Here is an 18,370-nt window from a genome sequence, read left to right on the forward strand (position 1 = left end):
ACGGGACGGAAAATACATCGCGACGCGCGACGTGAAAGACGTCCGTACCCAGGATCTGGTAAACATGATGGTGGGTCGGGAAGCGCTTTGATCTTCGTGTGGGGACTTTTACTTAGCGCGGGGAGAAGGCCCTCGAGGTAAATAACCGTAGTCTCGTGGAGTGGCCTGAAAGACGTCTGCATGGAAGTGCAGATAGGTGAAATCGTCGGCCTGGCCGGGCTGGTCGGGTCGGGGAGGACGGAGTTGGCGCGGGTGATCTTCCAGGCGGATTCGTACGAGGAAGGGGAAATCCGTCGGTGAAGACCAGAAGAAGAAGGGACACCGCATGCCGCGGTGAAGTCCGGAGTCAGTCTTATTCGGAGGATCGGGAAACGCCAGGGACTGGCCCTGATTCTCTCGGTAGCCGAAAACATAGTAATGGCCAGCCTGAGCTGGTTGTTTCCATCGGGTTATGCTCAAGAAGAAAGAGGAGCAGACCGTCAGGCGCCATATCGATACTCTGGGGATCGTCACTCCAACACACCAGCTGGCTCAGAACCTGTCCGGTGGCAATCAGCAAAAAGTAGTCTTGGCGAATGGCTCGCGCTCAGGCCGAAGTCCCCTCATTTCGATGAGCCCACTCGTGGCATCGATGTTGGGGCCAAGGCGGTTTTACGGATTTATGAATGAGCTGGCGCGACAAGGCAAAGCAGTTCTGATGATCTCTTCGGAACTCCCTGAAGTCATCGCAATGAGTGACCGGATCAATGAGTCAGGGAAGGTAGGATAGTCGCCGAGGTTCCACATGAATACGCGATCAGGTAGAAGCTGGTCTCCTACGCCATGGCGGCGGGGGGAACGGAATCATGACACGAGTCAAGACGTTCTTGAAACAGGTTCCCGATGGTTCTCCTGGATTGTTGCTCTTGTGGTCCTTTTCAGCATCATTTCTCCGAGATATATCTCTTTGAGGAACGTAGTGATTCTGTTGCAGCAAGGGGCCGGTTCTTCTGGTCGCGGTGGCCTTCGCGGCTACGTTCGTCATTATCAGCGGGGGGCTGGATCTGTCTCTCGGCGGTATTCTGACCGTGTCCGGAATTATCACTGCGTTGTCATTGCAGGCCGGCGTTCCAGTGCCTGTGGCTGTCGCTGTCGGTGGTTTTGTCTGGTGCTGTATGCGGAGCGGTGAACGGAGTGCTCATCGCCGTCGGCGGGATGAGACCGTTCATCCAACCTTGGGTATGCAGGGCGTGCTCTACGCAATCGCTCTGATCCTCACCGACTCGAAAGGTATTCTTGTGGCAGACTCCTGCGTTCACGTTCCTTGGCGATACGATAGGCAGATATCTGCCAATGGCCGCAATCAGCTGCGGTATCATCTTTGTGTTTGCCGTTTTCGTCCAGAATCACACTCGGTTTGGCCGCTTCGTCTATGCCATCGGGGGCAACCAGGAAGGTCTTAGGCTTTCCGGCGTGAGCTCCGCTTCTGGCATTGGATGGTCTACACATTTGCCGGTTTCCTCACCGGTTTAGGAGGAGTCATTTTAACTGCGCGGCTCAAGTTGCGGACCCTATCGTTGCATGCAATGGGAATTCCAGTGATAGCTGCCACAATCCTGGCGGTACGAGTCTGCGAATTGGTCGGGCGATGTTCGCGGCACCATTGTAGGAGTCGCCCTAATCGCCGTACTTCGAGCGGGTTAACGTCGTTCGAACACCTTCGATCTGGCAGCCCGCCATCATTGGTACGGTTCTCATCTTGGCGATTGTCTTTCAGGTCTGGTTGTTATCCCGGAGGGTGAATAGATGAGTTCTACAGTGAGTTCCCGAAGACTGTGGAATAATCCCGAAATGATTTCTGGACTTGGCCGAGTGTTAGCGTCTGCTTGTTCCTCATGGTGGGTATGGGTGTGGTGTCGATGCATTCGCGTCCGTACAATGCCTTTACAAACGTAGTCACTGAACGCCAGCGTGATGATCATGCTGGGGGTGGGCCAGACCATCACCATTATTACTAAGGGACCCGATCTTGAATGGATCCGCGCTGGATCGCGGTCGTCGCCGCCATCATGGTGGAAGGCGATGTGGATCTTCTTTCCGTTTGCAATGCTGGCGCTGTGGCCTGGGGATGGCGCTGGGCTTTTTGTACGGCTTCATGATCGCAAAGGTTGGCATCCCTTCCTGTTCATTGCTACTTACGGTATGCAGTGGGCGGTATTCGGATTTGCCTATGTGATTCTCAGAGGGTACGTCATTTACGACTTTGATCCTGCGTTCCGTATGATCGGCAATGGCTACTTGTTCGGCGTTATCCCTGCACCCGTCGTGGTTATGATAATTGCGGTAGGAGCCGGGAATATTCGTGATGAGGAAGACCACCATGGGGAGGCGATTCTTCGCTGTTGGCGCCAACTATGAGGCCGCGCGTATGTCGGGGATCCGTACGGACAAAACGATCATCTGGGCCTTTGTGCTCAGCGGTTTGCTTGCCGCGTTATCCGGCATTGTTCTTCGTGGCCCGCATTAACGCAGTCCAGGCCGACATCGGGGCTCCCCGATCTGTTGCTGACCGTGGCAACGGTGTTCATGGGCGGCACCAGACCATAAACAGGCGGGTAGGAAAGCATTATCGGCACGGTAATAGGTGCGCTGATCATAACTGTCGTAAATGGTATGAATCTTCTGGCAGTGCCTACTGATTTGAGAGGTGGCATTGTTGGCGCCCTCATTATCGCAACAGTTCTTGTGGACGTGCAACTACGCAAACGGCTGGTGAAGACCGGTTAAGAGGTTAAGAAAGGAGAAACTATGATTCCAAAGAAGATGAAAGCGGCCCAACTGGTCGGTTGGAATAAGATCGAAACCAGAGCAGTCCCCGTACCGGTGCCCGGCCCCGGCGAAGTTCTCTAAGATCGGTGCGATTGCCATTTGTGGCTCGGACCCGGAGATTATCAATTGCCACCATGAGAAGAAGGGTTGGCCGGCTGGAGTTTCCGTTCACACTTGGGCACGAATGGGCGGGTGAAGTTGTCGGCCTTGGCGAGGGCGTTACCGAGTTCAGCGTCGGTGATCGGTAGCGGTGAAGCCCACAAGGGATGTGGAACCTGTGATAACTGCATGGCTGGGCGCTATACGCTGTGTTTGAACTATGGCAAAGGCGGAGAAGGTCATGGCATTACGGTTCCACCAGCCCCGGAGCGAATTGCGAGTATAACGCCTACGCCACAAAGGCCCTGCGGATATTCCCGACAATCTGCGCTTTAAGTACGCGGCGTTGCTATGAACACCGCCGGCGTGGCCCTTCACGGTATCGACATGACCGGCGTCACTGCCGGGTGTTGTCGCCGTCTGGGGACCCGGTCCCATAGGACTTATGGCAATGCAGATGATGAAAGCGCATGGGAGCGTGAAAGGTAATTATGGTTGGTAAGACGCAAGTCTGTCTGACGCAGGCGAGCTGGGCGCAGACGTCTGAGTCAACTACGAGAAGGAGAATGTGGTCGAGCGCATCCTTGAGGAAACCGACGGAGTTGGGGCTGACGAGATCCAGGAGTGCTCGGGAGCGGCTGTGGCAATAGATGAATGCATAGCTTCTGTTCGGAAAGGTGAAGATCAATCTGGTCGGCTTTTATGACCACCCGAAGGTTAAGCTTCCGCCCATGTTGACCATCGTGATGAACGAAATCACCCTCACCGGCTCGAGAGCCGAATCCGAACGTGTCCGGCAGGGCCCTGAACATGTTTGAGAGTGGTGCAATTACGGGGGAAGGTGTGGTGACCCATAGCTTTCCGCTGGAAAAGTACTCAGAGGCCGTTGATACGTTCGTGAATAAAGACGGCGCCATTAAGGTGGTAGTTGAGCCATGAAGGAAAACACGCTCCAATCACGGTCTTCCGAAGCACGATCAGAGTTCGAACCTCGATGAAATCGACGAGAGACTATACGGCCGTGGTTCGGTCTTGGTTTTCCGCCGGACGGCGTCGACATTGTCAGTTGGCAAGCGCTCATGGGTATCGGCCAGGTGGTGACTTTGGAGATGCCGCCGGACAAGGTGCGGCAGGTGAATCTCATGCTGAAAAGGCGGCATGGGGCGCCTTCCGAACTGAGTTTGACCTCACGACCATTTTACGCCCGTTCTCGAGAAGAAGCGGGACGAGGCGAAACGAAGGGAAGAGACGTCTTGACACTTTTCAGGAAAATGGGGAAGGCACCCGGTACGTACCGCGCGGGCATGCTGAGGGGCGTGGTTGCCTCCACGTTCAACCCGGATACCGGATGCTCGGGGTATGATATCCACATCACGAGGTTTGCCCCGGGAAGCGGCATGGATGAAGAGGTTCATCCCAACTCGGATCACGTATTCCACGTTCTCGAAGGTTCGCTTAGGTTCTGAAAGGTGGGAGGTGTGTCTACGTGCTCGAAGCGGGGATACCCTGCGTGTCCCGGCCGGTGAATACCATCAAGTGCAAAACTCCGGCTCGACGGACGGCGTGTTTTTCGCGTTGACCGTACCGCCGATCAAGGAGTGATTGTCGTGTGGCGCATCCGAATCTGGAACGATATCGGCGCGAACCTCGGATCGACGAACTGTACCGAAAAGTGAAGGCACGGTACGCCGAGGTAGTCTCGCGCCGACGGTCGGGACGATAGACCACGGACCGTCGCTAACGCTGGTCGCCATCGGTGAGGCCGAGGCAGGCCAGAACATGGAAACCGTCATCGCGGCTATGCTGCTCCATGACATCGGCTTCCTATCCGATCCGGACCCGGCCAGTCACCACGAACGCGGTGCACGGATGAGCTACGACTGGACCGGATCCTGGTCGATCGCCGTTCGGAATGACGATCGCAGCTTGCATAACGGGGCAGCAAGGGCTGAAGCCGAAGGATCTCGAAACCTCCCCAACCAACCTTGAGCAGAAGGTGGTCTGCCGACGCGGATATGCTTGAGAAAGTCGGTTACAGAGGGGTTTTGCAGGGAGCGAGGGCGTTGCGGAAGTCCGGGGCAACGTGTCTGCCAAAGTACCGCTCGCTTCTTGGAAATCGCGTTGACCCTTGGACACAGCCGCAAAGGCGGTATTCTATACGGAGAGCGGTCGCAATATAGCCGAATCGCGCGGTGGGCTGGAGCCCGCAGCGAGGTCTTCGAAGCAGGGGTAGTAGAGGAATTGCGGGAGTACTATCGCTAGGGGGAAGACGATGACGGAACTTGCGGATGAGAGACGCGTTGCTTGTGCGCTGTGTTCAATTCTCTTCTTTTACCGAGACAAGCTGACGATCCAGGATATAGCCGGGCGTTTAGGCATCTCGCGATTTCGTGTCTCCCGACATCCTTAAGCGAAGCCGAAGAGAAGGGCATAGTCCAAATCCATATCGATGATACGGGTTTCCAGTATGAAGTCTCTGGCGATGGAAGCTCGAGTCCCGATACGGAGTCAAACAGGTTGTTGTGGTTCCTGGTGATGCCGAATACTGACCTCCGAGTCGGTCCTACAGGGCCGTCGGTCATAAGGGAGCGGGACTCCTCCGTATGTCGAACCCGGACCAATCAGTTGCAATCACCTGGGGGAGAGACCATCGGCGCACATGGTGGAAGAATTGACCGGTGATCAGCTCCGGGCACAGCGGATTTCGGAGTCGACGGGAGGGCTTGGGCTCACTGATCTTGCCGGTCAACCGACGAGTGCGCTTGCGGCGCGATTCGCCGGCAAGACGAAAGCGGAGTGCTTCCAGACGTCTCGGCCGCATCATCGCAAGCAATTCTGGAAGAGCCGAGGCTCTCGCCGGCGGGACGAATCCGTTCGGCGGACCTTGGACGTGGCCCGAAACAGCGACTTGGCGATATGCGGTATCGCTACGCTTACCGAGGACTCCATGCTAAGTCGTGCAGGGCACCTTACAAATGAGGATTACCTTGCGCTGAGGCGCAAAGGGGCTGTGGGATCTGTAATCGGTCGTTTCTACGATACTGCGGGCCGGGAGATTGATTCGGAGTACAAGGACCGTGCGGTAGCTATAGCTTGGGAGAATTCTGGAAGATCCCCCAGCGCATGATTTTGGCAGGCGGTTGGAACAAACAGGAGTGCATTCGCGGCGTACTCAACGGGGGACTAGTTACCACTATCGTTATGGACAATATTACCGCTGCTTCGTTGATGAATGGAGACGACGGCGGAAAGGGAGATGAATCATGATGCCAACATACACTATCAAGCAACTTCAGACCGGGTGGCAGTTCCTCGACAAGGCCGAATACGGCACTTTCCGAGAAGGTTATGGAACTATCATTAAGCATCCGGTCTTCGTCTGGCTCGTCGAGGGGAACGGAATGAAGATCCTGGTGGACACCGGAATGAGTGATACCGAGGATTAAAAAAATACCATCATGACGGTCTCCAGGAGCCCGGCCTAGGCTATACACGCACATGGAACGGCTGGGCAATCGGCTGCGAAGAGATCGACATGATTTCTTCTACGCATCTGCACTGGGACCATTGCTACAATATGGACAAGTTTCCGAAGGGCTCGATTGTACGTGAGCGAGAAGGAGTATCGGTTTGCGATGAATCCAATCGCTCCGTACTGGTCGTCTTATGAGTCACCGGAAGCAGGTCTCAATGCGCCCTTTCGAAGCGCAAAGTTCCAACTGGTTCAGGGCGAGGAAGAGATCGTCCTGGCGTGCGGATGGTGCCCATCCCGGGACACAGTCCAGGACACATGGCCGTGTCGGTATCCACCGAGGACGGCCTGTACTTTCTGATTGGCGATCTGGTACTGCTGCGAGAGAATCTTGAACCTGACAAGAAGCGGGGTTGGCCCATTACAATGCCCGGGCGCTTCTACAATAATGTTGAGATTTGGTACAGCCTGCTGGACGTTAAGCGACGGGCCGATCACATTCTGATGACCCATGACCCCTCCCAGCTCGGACGGGAGGTGTATCCCTGATGGCCGCGACTGATTCCACGGCAGACTTAAAGGACGGGATGGAACTGGCGGCCCGGCGAGCCTACGCCATCCGCCTCCAGTCCGGAGACGGAGGGAATTTTTAGCATCCGTGTCCCCGGTCGGACGCAATGCTCATAAAGGCGTCCGGAGCGTCGTTTGGAGACATGGATTATGACGACATCATCGAGGTCAGCCTCGACGGAGAGGTGTCGTCCTGCGAGGGAGGAAAACCATCGAGGGAATCAGAGACGCATCTCGCCATTTACCGCTGTAGAAAGGACGTGTCCGCGATATTTCACTGCCACTCACCCTGGTCGGTGGTGGCGTCGTTAAGTTTTGATGCCTGGCCGCCGGTGTCTCTGCCGCTGGAAATGAAGATAGGGTCCGTACCAGTTGTCGATTTCGGTGAGGGCCATGCCGACCGGAAAGCCGCTGATCACGTTACAGATCTAATGATCGCTAAGCCGGAATTGAAGGCTTTCGTTCAGCGCCGACAGCGGTTTGTTTTGTCTTTCGACAGGAATCATCAAGGCCGAACACGACGCGGAGCTTGTTGAAGAGGCCGCTCAAATCGCCGTGTTGGGCCGGATGGTGGGAGTTACACAAGGGACAGCATGAAGAAGACCATCGTCATCATCGGAACCTGGATACGAAGGGGCCGGAAACCAGGTATGCTCGAGATCTGGTCGTTGATAGAGGATACAATCCCTTGGTCGTCGACTGTGGCATGCTGGGAGAAGCTGCGTTCAGCCCGGAAACCTCGCGGGAAGAGGTAGCTCGAGCGGCAGGCAGTAGCCTGGATGCGGTGCGCGCCATGTCCAAGAGCGACGCTATCGAAACAATGAGCCGTGGCGCCGGTGTGCTGGTGGAGACTCTATTCGCGGATGATGGAATGCACGCGATTCTGGGGCTCGGGGGTGGGCAGGGGACCGTTATAGCCACAGCTATAATGAAGAGACTGCCCTTCGGATTACCGAAGGTGATGGTTTCCGGCTGTCGCCAACGGTGGCCAGACCTTCGGTCCCTTCGTTGGCACCCGGGACGTCTGTGTCATCCATTCGGTTGCCGATATCCTCGGATTACGCGATTACGCGACGCGCAGCAGGCGAAGGGGTTGGTGCGGCGATCGGAATGGTCGAAATGTCGGTGGAGCCGGATCCGGAAGGTGTGAAATCCATCGGTATGACAGTCGCCGGCGTGACTACACCGTGCGCCATGACAATTCGAGACATGCTCGAGAAAGCCGGATACGAGGTTATTGCCTTCCATTGCAACGGCGTCGGTGCGGAGGCTATGGAAGATCTGGCCGTCAGCGGCAAGATTCAAGGCGTCATCGACATGAGCCCTAAGGACATCGCCGACGGACTCTACGGTGGGCTGTTCCAGGGCGTATCCGGAACGGCTAAAGAGGCTGCGGAATCACGGCATTCCTCTGGTTTTCGTTCCGCGGTACTCTGGATTTCCTCCTTTACGGGGCGTATGACGCTATGGCGCCAGAGCTAAAGCAGCGCCCGCTGATGCGCCACAATCCGCTGCATACACACGTCCGGTCCACCCGAGACGAACTGGCCGAGATGGGCCGTCTCGTAGGTGAAAGGCTATACAATTACCCGATCCAAGTAAGAATACTGATTCCGGAAAAGGGATTCACCGAGACCGGCCGGCCCGGCGGGCCCATCTACGATCCTGAGAGCGATCGAGGCTTCCGAGAGGGTTTGGAGGCATTTCTCGTAGACGAGCCCAATCCGAATCTCGTCATCGAAACCTATCCCTGGAATATCAACGAACCCGAGTTTGCAGCCGCCGTGGTGGATGCCATGAAGACGGTTGAAAAGGACGAACATGAGCAACTATGACTCCGCGTTTTACGCCGATTGGGATGACCTCGACCGCTGAGAAATATCTAATCCTGGACTACTACTTCGAATCGAGTGTAGATCCCTATGAGGCGGCCGCGCATCTCTGCCAGGAACAGTCTACGGCTCAGTGGAAACGGGTGGATACGGACGAGGATCTCCGGCCGGAGTTCGCCGCAAAGGTTATCGACCTTCAGATCGAACGGCGACCCGAGAAACCGAGCCTCCCTTTTCAGATTGATGAGTGGCATGAACTCTGGGGGTACGAGTCAAAATCGCTTACCCCATCGCCAATTTTGGTCCCCGAATCCCGAACATGCTGACTGCAGTCGCAGGGGAGGGTGCGTTCTACAGCCCCGGCATTTATGCCATCAAGCTCCACGATATTGTCTTTCCTGACGGTTATCTCGATCAGTTCGAAGGACCGAAATTCGGCGTGGAAGGCTTGAGAACCTGGACAGAAGTCACTAATCGACCGCTATTCCTGGGGGTTATCAAACCCAACATCGGGATGGCTCCTGAACCCTTCGGTCGCCTCGCCTACGATGCTTGGATGGGCGGGCTAAACATCGCCAAGGATGATGAGATGCTTTGCGATACCGATTGGTCGCCATTCGCCGATCGAACCCGCGTATTGGGGCGTCTGCGGGAGCGAGGCCCAGCAGAAGACCGGAAAGCGCTGCGTGTACCTGGCAAATATCACCGACGAAGTGGATCGGATGCTCAGTTCTCCCCATGATATCGGTGTGAAGAACGGTGCCGACATGCTAATGATAAATGCCATGTGCACCGGGCTCTCCGGCGTGCGGATGGTGCGAAAGCATGCAGCTGTGCCGCTCGTCGCCCACTTTGACTCCTCATCGCTCCGTTTACAAAAGCTCCCTGACTTCTGGCATTCACTCCCGTGTGGTGACCAAACTCCAGCGGCTTTCGGGGTGCGATATGATCATCTTCTCCGGGCTAGGAAGCCGGATGAAGACCCCTAAGGGCGAAGTGTTCGAAAACGTGAATGCCTGCCTGAACACCATGGGAAGCATGAAGCCGGCACTTCCGGTACCGGCCGGCAGTCAGTGGGCCGGGTCGCTGGGGCCGCTCTATCAGATGATGGGGCATGTCGACTTCGCTATCGTTCCCGGACGTGCGGTTTCTGGGCATCCGGGTGGTCCGACTGCCGGGGCGAGAAGTCTGCAGCAGGGCTGGGACGCCGTCACCGCCGGCGCGACCCTGGAAGATTACGCGGCGGACCACCCAGAGTTGGCTCAGGCCATCGATCAATTCCAGGGTTAGAAGACTCAGTTCGGACCGTTTCGAAGAACTCGATCCGACCCCCATGAGTTGCGTCTGTTCCGAACCTTTTGAACAGGGATTCGAGCGGAAGAGGCACAGCGGTCCGAAAGAAGAAGACTCTCGCCCTCAGTATCAAACCTGCGGGGGCTTCTAACGGTTTCGGAGATCGCTCTCCGTCAAGTGCATTGCGGCACATTTCTTGCTCGTCTTGCCCGGCGAACTCTTGGAGCCGCTCGCCATCCGGACCGACGTGCCAAGAGTAGGAATACTTGGAATCAGGTCTCTAATAAGGTTCCGGGAATTGCGTGGTAGTGCTTTATCAAGTGGTGAACTTCCCAGTCCCCGGCGCTTCCCATCCCCGGAGTGTAGTACTGCATACCGGTGTCGTGCAGGCCGGGAAATATCCACCAAACTATGCGGCCGCCGTTGTCGCCGCCGGCGCAAAAAGCATCGGCGATCCGCAGGGTCGCGGCCACGCGTCTATTCGATGTGTATGAGTCCGAGCCGAAGTGCTGCGCTCACGGCCTCCGTACGGCTTGCACATTCGAGTTTGCGCAATATGTTGCCGACGTGTCGCGAGACGGTGTGCATGCTGATGCCGAGGGAAGCGGCGATCTGCTGGTTCTGTGAGACCTTCTGAAACGAGACCGAGCACCTCCACCTCGCGCTTTGTCAGTAGCGGTGCCGTGTTTAGGGTTCGCAGTAACGGCTCCATTTTCAGCCGGGAGGCGAGCTCGGCGGCTTCCCGGCGTGCATCAGTATCTTCGAAGTGGGTCGCAATATCGCAAAGGATCCACGCCAGGGCGGGGAGATTCGAAATGTGACGCGCATGAGCCGCCGCTTGCTCCAGAAGGGTAGCAAGAGCAGCTTCATCACCGTCGAGCTCTGCAAGCAGTGCCCGGGCGTACAGCGCGTAGTCGTCCTGAAGAACGGCGTACCGGGTGTTGACATCGAGTCCCGCTCGGGCGAGCTCCACGAGCGAGCGGTCGACTTCCCCGCCCGTGCGCGCCTCGGTGCGAAGGGTGTGAGCGAGAGCGAACCCTGCACGTGCGACCGGTACGGGGTGAGCGTTGGTATCGCGAATGAGCGTCGCGGCGATCCACGTTCCGTCGTCGACCCACCTGCGCTCGCCGGTCGAGGCAAAACGAAGTGCGATTGAACACGCGGCATTCGCAGGAATGGTTCCCCGCAGAGTCGGAGTCTTCGACGACTGTGCGAGCAACTCCGACAGCTTGTTGTCACCTTCGGCGAAGTTTCCCGAGTAGTAGCAGCCGAGGATGAACTGATGGAAGGCATTGCCGTTCATGGGGTGCAGCTCAGCGCTGTCCCGGGAGAGCCGCATGGCGCTCATCCAATCGCCACGATGGAGTGCCATGCGTGCCACGAAGTGGATCATCGTAGCGGTGAGCGCCGTGTCGTCAGCGAGACGCACGACTTCCACGCACCGTTCGTACAACCTCGTCGCGAACTCCGTGCGCCCTTCGATTCGGGCAAGGCCCGCTCGTACCATCGTGGCGTAGTTCGCGATGAGGGGCGCCCGGCCCGGGTCCATATCCGGCAGTCGCCGGATGTGTTCGTTCGCCTCTTCGAAGCGTCGGAGGCGGAAGAGGATATATGCGCGTTTGGAAAGCGAGAGCGTCGATCGGACGGCATCCGGCGTCGACTCAGCGAGTTCGACGAGCCGATCCGCTTGCTCGAGCGCGCTTTCATAGTCACCGATTGCGGCATTGCAGGTGAACGCATAGTGGTAGCGAACGTCGAACTCCCTCGAGCTTCCTGGTGTCAGGAGTTTCAGCGCTTGCTTCGCTATGTGATGAACCTCCACGTCACCCGCCTCCACGTAAGAGTGGTTGCGCAGGAGCATGATGATCGCATCGAGATCCCGCATTTCGTAGAAGTAGTCGAAGACCGCCAAGAACTCTTTAAACGCTTCGTAACGGCGCGCCAGGCGAAAGAGCGCACTACCCCGAACCAGCCTCAGTCGTGACGTCGTGTCCCGATCGAGGTAAGTTCCGTACTGCGCGAGTAGATCATCCGCGGTGGCGAGGGCGCTCTCCCACGCGTACGTCTCGATGGCACGGTTTGCCGTGACCAGACTGTAGTGTATTCCCCGATCGCGAGCGTCCTCGGTATTTCCGCGCAGAGAAGCGCCGCGAGCCGAGCCGCGTGGTGTTCTGCGCGCTGCGCCGAAGCTCTCCTCGAGCTGACGCGCGGCACTCTCCGAGATTCTTGCTTGTTCGGCTCCGGAGATAGTTGCGACTACCGCCCGTCGGACAAGCTCGTGGGTGAAGCGGTAGGAGTGGTGTGGCTCTGATCGAAGAAATCCTGCGCGCTCGGCCTCCGCGAGCGACGCGTGTAGATCGCCGTTTACGAGGGAGAGTGCGGAAAGCTCGAGGTGGGCGACGTGCCGTCCGAGGAGGGCCGCAACCTGCAGTAGCTTCTGAGTACCCTGCGCAAGCGCGGAAAACCGGTGTTGAATTACGGAGGAGATCCGCCGCAGGACCCGCGCCTCCGAGAGTGAGCTCTGAAGGTCGACGTTTTCGCGCGCCCTGCGAGCTTCCGCAATTGCCCGAAGAAGCTCGAGCACAAAGAGCGGATTACCGCCCGACTCGTCCGTGACCCGGCGCGCTTCGTCCGACGTGAGCTCGACCTCTTCCGACCGTGCGAGGACCGTGACCTCCTGCCTCGATAGTCGGCGGGGCTCGATCGCGTGCGCGCGCGGTCCGTGAAGCAGTTCCGCCACAAGCGAGCGATGCCCCGCGGTGATGCGCTGCGACGGATCGCGCAGCGTGACGACGAGCATCACGTCGGTCTGCTGCAGCGTGGGCAGCAGCTGGCTAAAGAGCTCAACCGAGGTCTCATCGAAGCGCTGCAGGTTGTCGAAGAGAAGCAACAGTGGACGCTCATGTGAGCACCATTCCAGCAAGTAACGAAACGCGGCGAAGAGCGCTGGACGGCCGACGGTGTAGCCGTGCGCCCTCGTGCGGTCGATCATTGTGGTTGGGAGCTCCCCCGCGCTCCATTCTGACTGTGCTCCCGGCAGGAGATCAGCCACAAGCAGTATTCAGCGCACCCACACCGGCCGGCCCGAGTGCCTTCGCCGCGGCACTGCGCTGCTCCGGGGAGAGCGCGTGCACCAATTCCTGCGCAACGATGATCCACGGCCAGAGTGATTCGACGGTCGCCCCTTCGATGAGGACGATGTCGGCAATTGCGGCACCTCGTCGGACGCCCTCATCGCGGAGATCTGCAAGCAGCGCGCTCTTGCCGATTCCCGCCTCGCCGCGAACGAGCCACTGGCTTCCTGCGCCGCTCTCAAGGCGGGCAAGTGCATCATGGAGCGCTCTCGTCTCAATCTCTCTCCCGACGAGCATCGGTAACAGGTCTCCTTCTCAATTATACGGAGAAAGCCGCCTCCCGCAAACACGGGAGCCCGGTTTGCGCAGGGATGCGCGCGCCGCCCTCCACACGAGCGCCATTCTCGAGCAAAATGGTCAATTTTGACTATTGCGGTGTTGAGCTCCTCCTTCTACGCTTCTATATGACGGCACCTGTAGAGGAGGGAGCATGCTTACACGTGCATGGCGTATAGGGCTTGGCGGCCTCAGTATCCTGCTGGTTGGATGCGCACATACCTACCAATTCGATCCGGCCCCGGAAATTGAGCCGTTGACCTCCCATCCGCTGGAAGGCAGGTCCATCGCCCATGACGTTTCGCTGGTTCCCGAGTCCTACTCGGGAAGTGCGAGCGGGCATAGTTTCGAGTTGACGGGCATACGGGCGCAGGCGGAAGAGATCGTCAGGCGGGCTTTCGCCGAGGAGCGCCTTGTAGACGATCCGGCCGGTGCCGACGTCGTATTGCGGCAGGAACTCGAGCTCGATATGCAGAGGCTTCACCGGCACGCGCTGCGTCGCGACGGTGCGCTGGGAGATCCTGGAAGAAGGTGTCGTCATCGCCGAAGGTGCGGCAACGAAGCAGGCGAGTGCGGCCGTGATGCAGGCAGGGGGAACGGACTGCGAGATCGCGTCGCTGGATGCCTTCGACGATGCACTGGCGGCGGCCTTCAGCGACCTGTAGAAGACGCTCTCAAGCGCCTATCGGAGGACTAACATGAATCGAAGCGTAGTCAGGCGAATTGCGGCGGTGCTTGTCGTCGTCGCTCTCGTACTTGGAGCGGGCGTCGCGTACGCGCAGCCCGCGGACGGAGATACAGGGAGAGATGCTGCCGATCCCGGGAGCGGCTACGTCCTCCTCAATCCGCTCGGGTTCCTTCAGTTCGGGCCCATATTGGAGGGCGGTTTCCGGGTCGCGGGTGAAACCTACGTAGGGGCACACCTCCGATTCTCCGGTATGGGTGTGCTGTATCACGTCATAAACACCGACTTCGGCAGTGACGAATCGTCAGTATCGCCGTTGAGCATAGGCCCTGCCGTGACCTTCCACACCTTGCTGCCCTATACGGATACCAGCAACAGATTCTACGCGGGAGGAGCGCTTGGCATGGACTTCGGGTGGAGTTCGGGGACCGATAGCGTCGGCGACTGGGAAGCACGCTGGCGGTCGATTGTGCTTGCAACGAACTTCGGGCACAGGTGGCGCAATCCCTCCGGGTTCTTCATCAACGTAGGGCTGATAGCGGGTTTCGCGGTCGGCATAGAGAGCAACTGGAACTACGTGGATGAGCCTGATGATCTGCAGGACGACGGAACCGAAACGACGTTCTACGGAATGCTCGAGTTTTCGCTCGGTCGAGTAGTGGGACAGTAGCGCAGGCCGGGACGTCGAACACAGCACTTCTCAGCTTTCTATTTCATGGGACGTGTCGGCAATGTGGTTGAAAATTGGTGCGATTGAGAACCAAGACAAAGGGTCAACCCATTAGGTTGACCCTTTATATCGTTATGCCCGAAGGCATTAAAAGCTCCCCCGGTTGGACTCGAACCAACGACATAGTGGTTAACAGCCACTCGCTCTACCGGCTGAGCTACAGGGGAATGCGTCGAATTCGAGCAGTAACGTACCCAAGGTCGAAAAAGTTGTCAGGGCCGCCCCGAGCGACTGTCGCCCCGGCGCCTTGTCGGCCCGCGTATATCGGCAGAAAACCGGAACCGACGCCTCGCCCTTTAACTACAGCCCCACAACCGGCACGCCCGTCCCGCACTCCGCGCAATGTCCGTCCCGCACGCCGGGGACCCGCGTGCGATACCCGCTTCGTTCGATAAGCAGATTCCCACAGGAGGGGCAGTGGGTGTTTGCCGGTGCCCTGATGTTGCCGGGATAGACGAAGTTGAGATATTCCCTGGCGATCTCGATTCGCGAGAGCAGATGCTCGGGGCTTGTCGCCTCGGTGGTGTAGTTGAACGTCGGGTAGTAGGCGGACATGTGGAGGGGAATGTTCGGATCGAGACCGGCAATGAACTTCGCGATCTCGCGGGTTTCTTCATCAGAGTCGTTCTTGCCGGGGATGACGAGAGTCGTCACCTCCACGTGGCAGCGCCCAGAGGCAATTTCTATCCCCCGAAGGACCTCTTTGAGGCCACCTGCGAGCTCTTTTCGATAGAAATCCTCCTGAAAGCCCTTGAGGTCGATATTCGCCGCGTCCATGGCGGCGTAGATCTCCCTCGCGGAGTCCTCGTTCAGGTAGCCTGCGGTGACGAGCACGTTCTTGAGACCCGCGTCGGCAGCCCGCCCGGCCGAGTCGAGAACGTACTCGGCATGAATCGAGGGCTCATTGTAGGTGTATGCGATGCCGAAGGAACCTTCGTGCTGCGCTCGGGAGACGAGATCATCTGGGGAGACGTGCTCCGTGTGTGCCACCGTCGACTGGGAAATGCGGTAGTTCTGGCAGAACGGACAGCGAAAAAAACACCCGAGAAATCCGACCGACAGAATGGACTTGCCGGGATGGAAGTGAAACAGGGGCTTCTTCTCGATGGGGTCGACGCCGAGCGCGCTCGCGGCACCGTAGAAGGGGAGGACCAGCTCGCCGGCTTCGTTCTTCCGAACCTGGCAGAAGCCGAACTTGCCGTCAGCGATGATACAGTTATGGGGACAGAGCCGGCAGCGGACTTTTCCGTCGTCGCGCTTCTCGTAGAACCGGGCCTCTGGCGTTGTTGTCGTGCTTGAGTCGGACATAGCTCTCTATCAAACCTAATACCGCCGCGCGGCGGTGTGAAGTGATTGCGCCGGCCCCCGGGGCCCCGGCCGCCGCCGGCGACCCGGGCCGCGCCGGGGCGTCTCCTACACCGACTCAGGAGCTCGCGTGCTCGATGGCGCGTTGCGTGTGGTTTTCGAGATACTCCGCGACGCGCTGCCGGGCGGTTTCGTCGATTCGCTCGAAGGTGAGAGCCGAGGCTTTCGGTGTTTCGCACGACGGTGCAGTCCACGGTGAGGTGGTCATCGCCGACACGCAGTGAACAGGAGGTGAGCAGGCTCCCGGTGTCGAGGTCCTGCACGAGCTGCGGGTATGGGGTGAGAAGCGGATTCCGGTGGTGGAAATGTCCCTCGACGGTGCCCGGAATGAGCCGGAGGTGCCGCGGGTGGGGAGACAGAAAGTCGATGTCGTCGAGCTCATCGGGTGCGTGACGATAATCGCTGCGGCTTTCGTCGAGACGCTTGTAGCGCGTGATGATATCCCTCGAGCCTGTTGAGGTCCTGGCGACTCTGCAGCGACGCGTCGATTACGGCATTCACGCCGAGGTGCTGTGCTGGTGGAAGCCTCATCCGAGTCGAAGGACTCGCTTACGAGCAGGACGTAGATGATGCGATCGCGCGCGTAGCTGTTTCTGAGGAACATAAGAAAAGTCTTCCAGTGGCGCGGAAAGTCCACGGCACTGAAAATCACCACATCGGGGGCGACCTCGTCGAGATTGTCCATCCCTTTCAGAGGGCTCCAGTACTGAATGATTTCCACTTGGTGGGGCCGGAACTCGCGCGCGATGCGATCCTGCAGCTCATCGGATTCGGTTATAAGTAGTAGCTTCATTCGGTTCCCACGTTTGTTACGTTGTAGTCGTAGATCTCCCAGTAGCCGTTTTCGCGTCGTAGGAAGTAGGTGTATTCCTTGATCTCGGTGAAGTTATCGTATCGGAATCGCAACAGCGCAACCACCCGGCCTTCGGTCGGCGTATAGCTCGTGCGGACGATTTCGTAACTGTCGGGCACCACATTGATCGTGTCCTCGACGGTCTGCTGCTGCAGTTGCTCACGAAAATCCTGCACCTCGCGCCGTCGGTCTTCCTCCGAGAGTCGCAGATAGCGGCGTTCGCGCGCGGGGTTGGCTCGCAGAAGACTCTCGACGTCGAGATAGAGAAGGAAGCGGTTCCACTGACCTCGCTGTCGTGCGGACAGCATGCTAGTCGACTACCTCGTCGGGCGGCATCATCAACGCGCTCGCAGCACCTCGCCGGTTCTCCGGCGTCCACGGCGGCCTCGGCCGCGTCCATACCGGTCGCCGGGGGCCGCACCGAGAGCATGAGCCTGTCCGAGGCGAGCGGCGTGGCCCCATCGCTCGTGACGAGGTCGGGGAAGAAACGGGCGCGGATGACGTACATACCGGCGCCGGGAATGTCCACGTACTCGGCAACGTTCTCCGTTAACGCGTACTCCTCGCCGGGGGCGAGAGTCACTTCCCGGTAGAATACCTGTTGATTGGAGGCACGTTCCCTGCTAAATTCCTCGGAAGCGTCGAGTTGCATGTTCGCAAGGGTTCGCACATCGAAATTGATGTTAAACATGCGGTTTTCGGCGAGCCTGAACCGGTAGGTGTCGGGCGACTCGTTCCTGATCATCATCTTGACGATGATGTCGTCACCCGGGAAATAGATCGACTTGTCGTAATACCGGATGGATAGGTCCACGTCCTGGGCGAATCCGGCAGTACTTCCCGCGAACAGAACAATGCTTACAAGGATGAGCAATTTGGTCTTCACAGACGCATCTCCAGCTCAGTTTATTACATTTTCGGAATAATACATGATAACATTATTCACAGAGGCTGTAACTTCCAGGCTCAAGGGCTACGCTCCCTTCAAGACGCTCGCGCATAAGTTTCGCGGGCGCAGTTTCCCCATCGATGTGGTCGGGCCGAAAGGCAGCTTTCCTCGCCGTCATCATCGCGCGGCTCTTCGAACAGACACATCATCCCCTTCTCATTACTGTGCCGACAGAGCAGGAGGCGCGTCACCTCGAGAGCGATCTCGAGCTTCTCGGCGTTGCGGTGGATCCCTTCCCGTGGTGGCAGACGGTCGCGTATCGTCCGACCCCCCACAACTCGGATATCTTCGGCCGCCGGACCAG

Annotated in this window: 24 protein-coding genes, 1 tRNA gene and 1 pseudogene; 19 read left to right on the forward strand and 7 right to left on the reverse strand. The window is 58.2% G+C overall.

Annotated elements, in window-relative coordinates:
- The first annotated feature begins 165 nt into the window (after nucleotides 1-165).
- The 14 genes and pseudogenes from U5L98_RS08355 (at nucleotide 166) to U5L98_RS08405 (ending at nucleotide 10,071) form a co-directional block, all read left to right on the forward strand.
- The gene (locus U5L98_RS08355) at nucleotides 166-300 is read left to right on the forward strand and encodes an ATP-binding cassette domain-containing protein (protein ID WP_322557899.1); all 135 of its coding nucleotides are present in this window, start codon (nucleotides 166-168) and stop codon (nucleotides 298-300) included.
- 1,650 nt (nucleotides 301-1,950) lie between these two features.
- Nucleotides 1,951-2,397, forward strand: coding sequence for a hypothetical protein (locus U5L98_RS08360; RefSeq protein ID WP_322557837.1), 447 nt, complete (start codon nucleotides 1,951-1,953; stop codon nucleotides 2,395-2,397).
- Nucleotides 2,360-2,506, forward strand: coding sequence for an ABC transporter permease subunit (locus U5L98_RS18890; RefSeq protein WP_416208198.1), 147 nt, complete (start codon nucleotides 2,360-2,362; stop codon nucleotides 2,504-2,506). The genes U5L98_RS08360 and U5L98_RS18890 overlap by 38 nt, the downstream gene beginning before the upstream one ends.
- 436 nt (nucleotides 2,507-2,942) lie before the next feature.
- Entirely contained in the window at nucleotides 2,943-3,056 is a 114-nt protein-coding gene (locus tag U5L98_RS08365; protein ID WP_322557838.1) for an alcohol dehydrogenase catalytic domain-containing protein, read from the forward strand.
- Nucleotides 3,057-4,686: 1,630 nt separating this feature from the next.
- Complete coding sequence (locus U5L98_RS08370) at nucleotides 4,687-4,896, forward strand: hypothetical protein (RefSeq protein WP_322557839.1); 210 nt, start codon at nucleotides 4,687-4,689, stop codon at nucleotides 4,894-4,896.
- A 670-nt stretch (nucleotides 4,897-5,566) separates the two neighbouring features.
- Nucleotides 5,567-6,174, forward strand: a pseudogene (locus tag U5L98_RS18895) (sugar-binding domain-containing protein).
- Nucleotides 6,171-6,353 carry a hypothetical protein gene (locus U5L98_RS08375; protein WP_322557840.1) on the forward strand — a complete coding sequence of 61 codons (183 nt, stop codon included), beginning with the start codon at nucleotides 6,171-6,173 and terminating at the stop codon, nucleotides 6,351-6,353. The pseudogene U5L98_RS18895 and the gene U5L98_RS08375 overlap by 4 nt, the downstream one beginning before the upstream one ends.
- Nucleotides 6,354-6,703: 350 nt before the next feature.
- Nucleotides 6,704-6,928: a hypothetical protein gene (locus U5L98_RS08380; RefSeq protein ID WP_322557841.1), complete on the forward strand. Its 225-nt coding sequence runs from the start codon at nucleotides 6,704-6,706 to the stop codon at nucleotides 6,926-6,928.
- A 128-nt stretch (nucleotides 6,929-7,056) separates the two neighbouring features.
- On the forward strand, nucleotides 7,057-7,485 hold the full coding sequence (locus U5L98_RS08385; RefSeq protein WP_322557842.1) for a class II aldolase/adducin family protein: 429 nt from the start codon (nucleotides 7,057-7,059) through the stop codon (nucleotides 7,483-7,485).
- The gene (locus U5L98_RS18900; RefSeq protein WP_416208199.1) at nucleotides 7,482-8,099 is read left to right on the forward strand and encodes a Tm-1-like ATP-binding domain-containing protein; all 618 of its coding nucleotides are present in this window, start codon (nucleotides 7,482-7,484) and stop codon (nucleotides 8,097-8,099) included. Before U5L98_RS08385 ends, U5L98_RS18900 begins: the two co-directional genes overlap by 4 nt.
- Nucleotides 7,991-8,431 carry a Tm-1-like ATP-binding domain-containing protein gene (locus U5L98_RS08390; RefSeq protein ID WP_416208200.1) on the forward strand — a complete coding sequence of 147 codons (441 nt, stop codon included), beginning with the start codon at nucleotides 7,991-7,993 and terminating at the stop codon, nucleotides 8,429-8,431. The genes U5L98_RS18900 and U5L98_RS08390 overlap by 109 nt, the downstream gene beginning before the upstream one ends.
- Nucleotides 8,416-8,784, forward strand: coding sequence for a Tm-1-like ATP-binding domain-containing protein (locus U5L98_RS08395; protein ID WP_322557844.1), 369 nt, complete (start codon nucleotides 8,416-8,418; stop codon nucleotides 8,782-8,784). Before U5L98_RS08390 ends, U5L98_RS08395 begins: the two co-directional genes overlap by 16 nt.
- A gap of 316 nt (nucleotides 8,785-9,100) precedes the next feature.
- Nucleotides 9,101-9,523 carry a RuBisCO large subunit C-terminal-like domain-containing protein gene (locus U5L98_RS08400; protein WP_322557845.1) on the forward strand — a complete coding sequence of 141 codons (423 nt, stop codon included), beginning with the start codon at nucleotides 9,101-9,103 and terminating at the stop codon, nucleotides 9,521-9,523.
- An 83-nt stretch (nucleotides 9,524-9,606) separates the two neighbouring features.
- Nucleotides 9,607-10,071, forward strand: coding sequence for a RuBisCO large subunit C-terminal-like domain-containing protein (locus U5L98_RS08405; protein WP_322557846.1), 465 nt, complete (start codon nucleotides 9,607-9,609; stop codon nucleotides 10,069-10,071).
- Between the two features lie 275 nt (nucleotides 10,072-10,346).
- On the opposite strand, the gene U5L98_RS18905 is transcribed toward U5L98_RS08405, so the two are convergent.
- Together U5L98_RS18905 and U5L98_RS18910 are read right to left on the reverse strand one after the other, a co-directional pair.
- Entirely contained in the window at nucleotides 10,347-10,547 is a 201-nt protein-coding gene (locus U5L98_RS18905) for a hypothetical protein (RefSeq protein ID WP_416208201.1), read from the reverse strand.
- Between the two features lie 4 nt (nucleotides 10,548-10,551).
- Nucleotides 10,552-10,662: a LuxR C-terminal-related transcriptional regulator gene (locus U5L98_RS18910; protein WP_416208202.1), complete on the reverse strand. Its 111-nt coding sequence runs from the start codon at nucleotides 10,660-10,662 to the stop codon at nucleotides 10,552-10,554.
- Between the two features lie 238 nt (nucleotides 10,663-10,900).
- On the opposite strand from U5L98_RS18910, the gene U5L98_RS18915 reads away from it, so the two are divergent.
- The 3 genes from U5L98_RS18915 (at nucleotide 10,901) to U5L98_RS18925 (ending at nucleotide 12,982) form a co-directional block, all read left to right on the forward strand.
- Nucleotides 10,901-11,230, forward strand: a complete 330-nt coding sequence (locus U5L98_RS18915; protein ID WP_416208203.1) for a hypothetical protein — start codon at nucleotides 10,901-10,903, stop codon at nucleotides 11,228-11,230.
- A 126-nt stretch (nucleotides 11,231-11,356) separates the two neighbouring features.
- Entirely contained in the window at nucleotides 11,357-12,058 is a 702-nt protein-coding gene (locus tag U5L98_RS18920) for a hypothetical protein (RefSeq protein WP_416208204.1), read from the forward strand.
- Between the two features lie 738 nt (nucleotides 12,059-12,796).
- Entirely contained in the window at nucleotides 12,797-12,982 is a 186-nt protein-coding gene (locus U5L98_RS18925; RefSeq protein WP_416208205.1) for a hypothetical protein, read from the forward strand.
- 136 nt (nucleotides 12,983-13,118) lie between these two features.
- On the opposite strand, the gene U5L98_RS08415 is transcribed toward U5L98_RS18925, so the two are convergent.
- On the reverse strand, nucleotides 13,119-13,445 hold the full coding sequence (locus U5L98_RS08415) for an ATP-binding protein (RefSeq protein WP_322557848.1): 327 nt from the start codon (nucleotides 13,443-13,445) through the stop codon (nucleotides 13,119-13,121).
- 545 nt (nucleotides 13,446-13,990) lie between these two features.
- Here U5L98_RS08415 and U5L98_RS08420 point away from each other — a divergent pair.
- Together U5L98_RS08420 and U5L98_RS08425 are read left to right on the forward strand one after the other, a co-directional pair.
- Nucleotides 13,991-14,149 (forward strand): hypothetical protein, encoded by a 159-nt coding sequence (locus U5L98_RS08420; protein ID WP_322557849.1) that lies wholly within the window; start codon nucleotides 13,991-13,993, stop codon nucleotides 14,147-14,149.
- Between the two features lie 33 nt (nucleotides 14,150-14,182).
- Nucleotides 14,183-14,839 (forward strand): hypothetical protein, encoded by a 657-nt coding sequence (locus U5L98_RS08425; RefSeq protein ID WP_322557850.1) that lies wholly within the window; start codon nucleotides 14,183-14,185, stop codon nucleotides 14,837-14,839.
- Between the two features lie 154 nt (nucleotides 14,840-14,993).
- Here U5L98_RS08425 and U5L98_RS08430 read toward each other — a convergent pair.
- From U5L98_RS08430 to U5L98_RS08445, 4 genes are all read right to left on the reverse strand, one after another.
- Nucleotides 14,994-15,066 (reverse strand) — tRNA-Asn (locus tag U5L98_RS08430).
- Between the two features lie 133 nt (nucleotides 15,067-15,199).
- Complete coding sequence (amrS, locus tag U5L98_RS08435; RefSeq protein WP_322557851.1) at nucleotides 15,200-16,207, reverse strand: AmmeMemoRadiSam system radical SAM enzyme; 1,008 nt, start codon at nucleotides 16,205-16,207, stop codon at nucleotides 15,200-15,202.
- Nucleotides 16,208-16,322: 115 nt separating this feature from the next.
- The gene (locus tag U5L98_RS08440) at nucleotides 16,323-17,057 is read right to left on the reverse strand and encodes a hypothetical protein (RefSeq protein ID WP_322557852.1); all 735 of its coding nucleotides are present in this window, start codon (nucleotides 17,055-17,057) and stop codon (nucleotides 16,323-16,325) included.
- Nucleotides 17,054-17,425 carry a hypothetical protein gene (locus U5L98_RS08445; RefSeq protein ID WP_322557853.1) on the reverse strand — a complete coding sequence of 124 codons (372 nt, stop codon included), beginning with the start codon at nucleotides 17,423-17,425 and terminating at the stop codon, nucleotides 17,054-17,056. The genes U5L98_RS08440 and U5L98_RS08445 overlap by 4 nt, the downstream gene beginning before the upstream one ends.
- Between the last annotated feature and the right edge of the window lie 945 nt (nucleotides 17,426-18,370).

Origin of the sequence: Halomonas sp. (assembly GCF_034520545.1) — a bacterium.
In the GTDB taxonomy this organism is placed as follows: Bacteria; Pseudomonadota; Gammaproteobacteria; order Pseudomonadales; family Halomonadaceae; genus Halomonas.

What these genes read in the sequence shown, in the direction of transcription:
- U5L98_RS18915 (WP_416208203.1), top strand. Translation starts at nt 10,901, where the DNA reads ATGAGCCGCCGCTTGCTCCAGAAGGGTAGCAAGAGCAGCTTCATCACC.
- U5L98_RS08370 (WP_322557839.1), top strand. Translation starts at nt 4,687, where the DNA reads ATGGAAACCGTCATCGCGGCTATGCTGCTCCATGACATCGGCTTCCTA.
- U5L98_RS08400 (WP_322557845.1), top strand. Translation starts at nt 9,101, where the DNA reads ATGCTGACTGCAGTCGCAGGGGAGGGTGCGTTCTACAGCCCCGGCATT.
- U5L98_RS08415 (WP_322557848.1), bottom strand. Translation starts at nt 13,445, where the DNA reads ATGCTCGTCGGGAGAGAGATTGAGACGAGAGCGCTCCATGATGCACTT.
- amrS (WP_322557851.1), bottom strand. Translation starts at nt 16,207, where the DNA reads ATGTCCGACTCAAGCACGACAACAACGCCAGAGGCCCGGTTCTACGAG.
- U5L98_RS08375 (WP_322557840.1), top strand. Translation starts at nt 6,171, where the DNA reads ATGATGCCAACATACACTATCAAGCAACTTCAGACCGGGTGGCAGTTC.
- U5L98_RS08385 (WP_322557842.1), top strand. Translation starts at nt 7,057, where the DNA reads ATGCTCATAAAGGCGTCCGGAGCGTCGTTTGGAGACATGGATTATGAC.
- U5L98_RS18910 (WP_416208202.1), bottom strand. Translation starts at nt 10,662, where the DNA reads ATGCACACCGTCTCGCGACACGTCGGCAACATATTGCGCAAACTCGAA.
- U5L98_RS08445 (WP_322557853.1), bottom strand. Translation starts at nt 17,425, where the DNA reads ATGCTGTCCGCACGACAGCGAGGTCAGTGGAACCGCTTCCTTCTCTAT.
- U5L98_RS08425 (WP_322557850.1), top strand. Translation starts at nt 14,183, where the DNA reads ATGAATCGAAGCGTAGTCAGGCGAATTGCGGCGGTGCTTGTCGTCGTC.
- U5L98_RS08365 (WP_322557838.1), top strand. Translation starts at nt 2,943, where the DNA reads ATGAGAAGAAGGGTTGGCCGGCTGGAGTTTCCGTTCACACTTGGGCAC.
- U5L98_RS08405 (WP_322557846.1), top strand. Translation starts at nt 9,607, where the DNA reads ATGCAGCTGTGCCGCTCGTCGCCCACTTTGACTCCTCATCGCTCCGTT.
- U5L98_RS08395 (WP_322557844.1), top strand. Translation starts at nt 8,416, where the DNA reads ATGGCGCCAGAGCTAAAGCAGCGCCCGCTGATGCGCCACAATCCGCTG.
- U5L98_RS08440 (WP_322557852.1), bottom strand. Translation starts at nt 17,057, where the DNA reads ATGAAGCTACTACTTATAACCGAATCCGATGAGCTGCAGGATCGCATC.
- U5L98_RS18890 (WP_416208198.1), top strand. Translation starts at nt 2,360, where the DNA reads ATGGGGAGGCGATTCTTCGCTGTTGGCGCCAACTATGAGGCCGCGCGT.
- U5L98_RS18920 (WP_416208204.1), top strand. Translation starts at nt 11,357, where the DNA reads ATGGAAGGCATTGCCGTTCATGGGGTGCAGCTCAGCGCTGTCCCGGGA.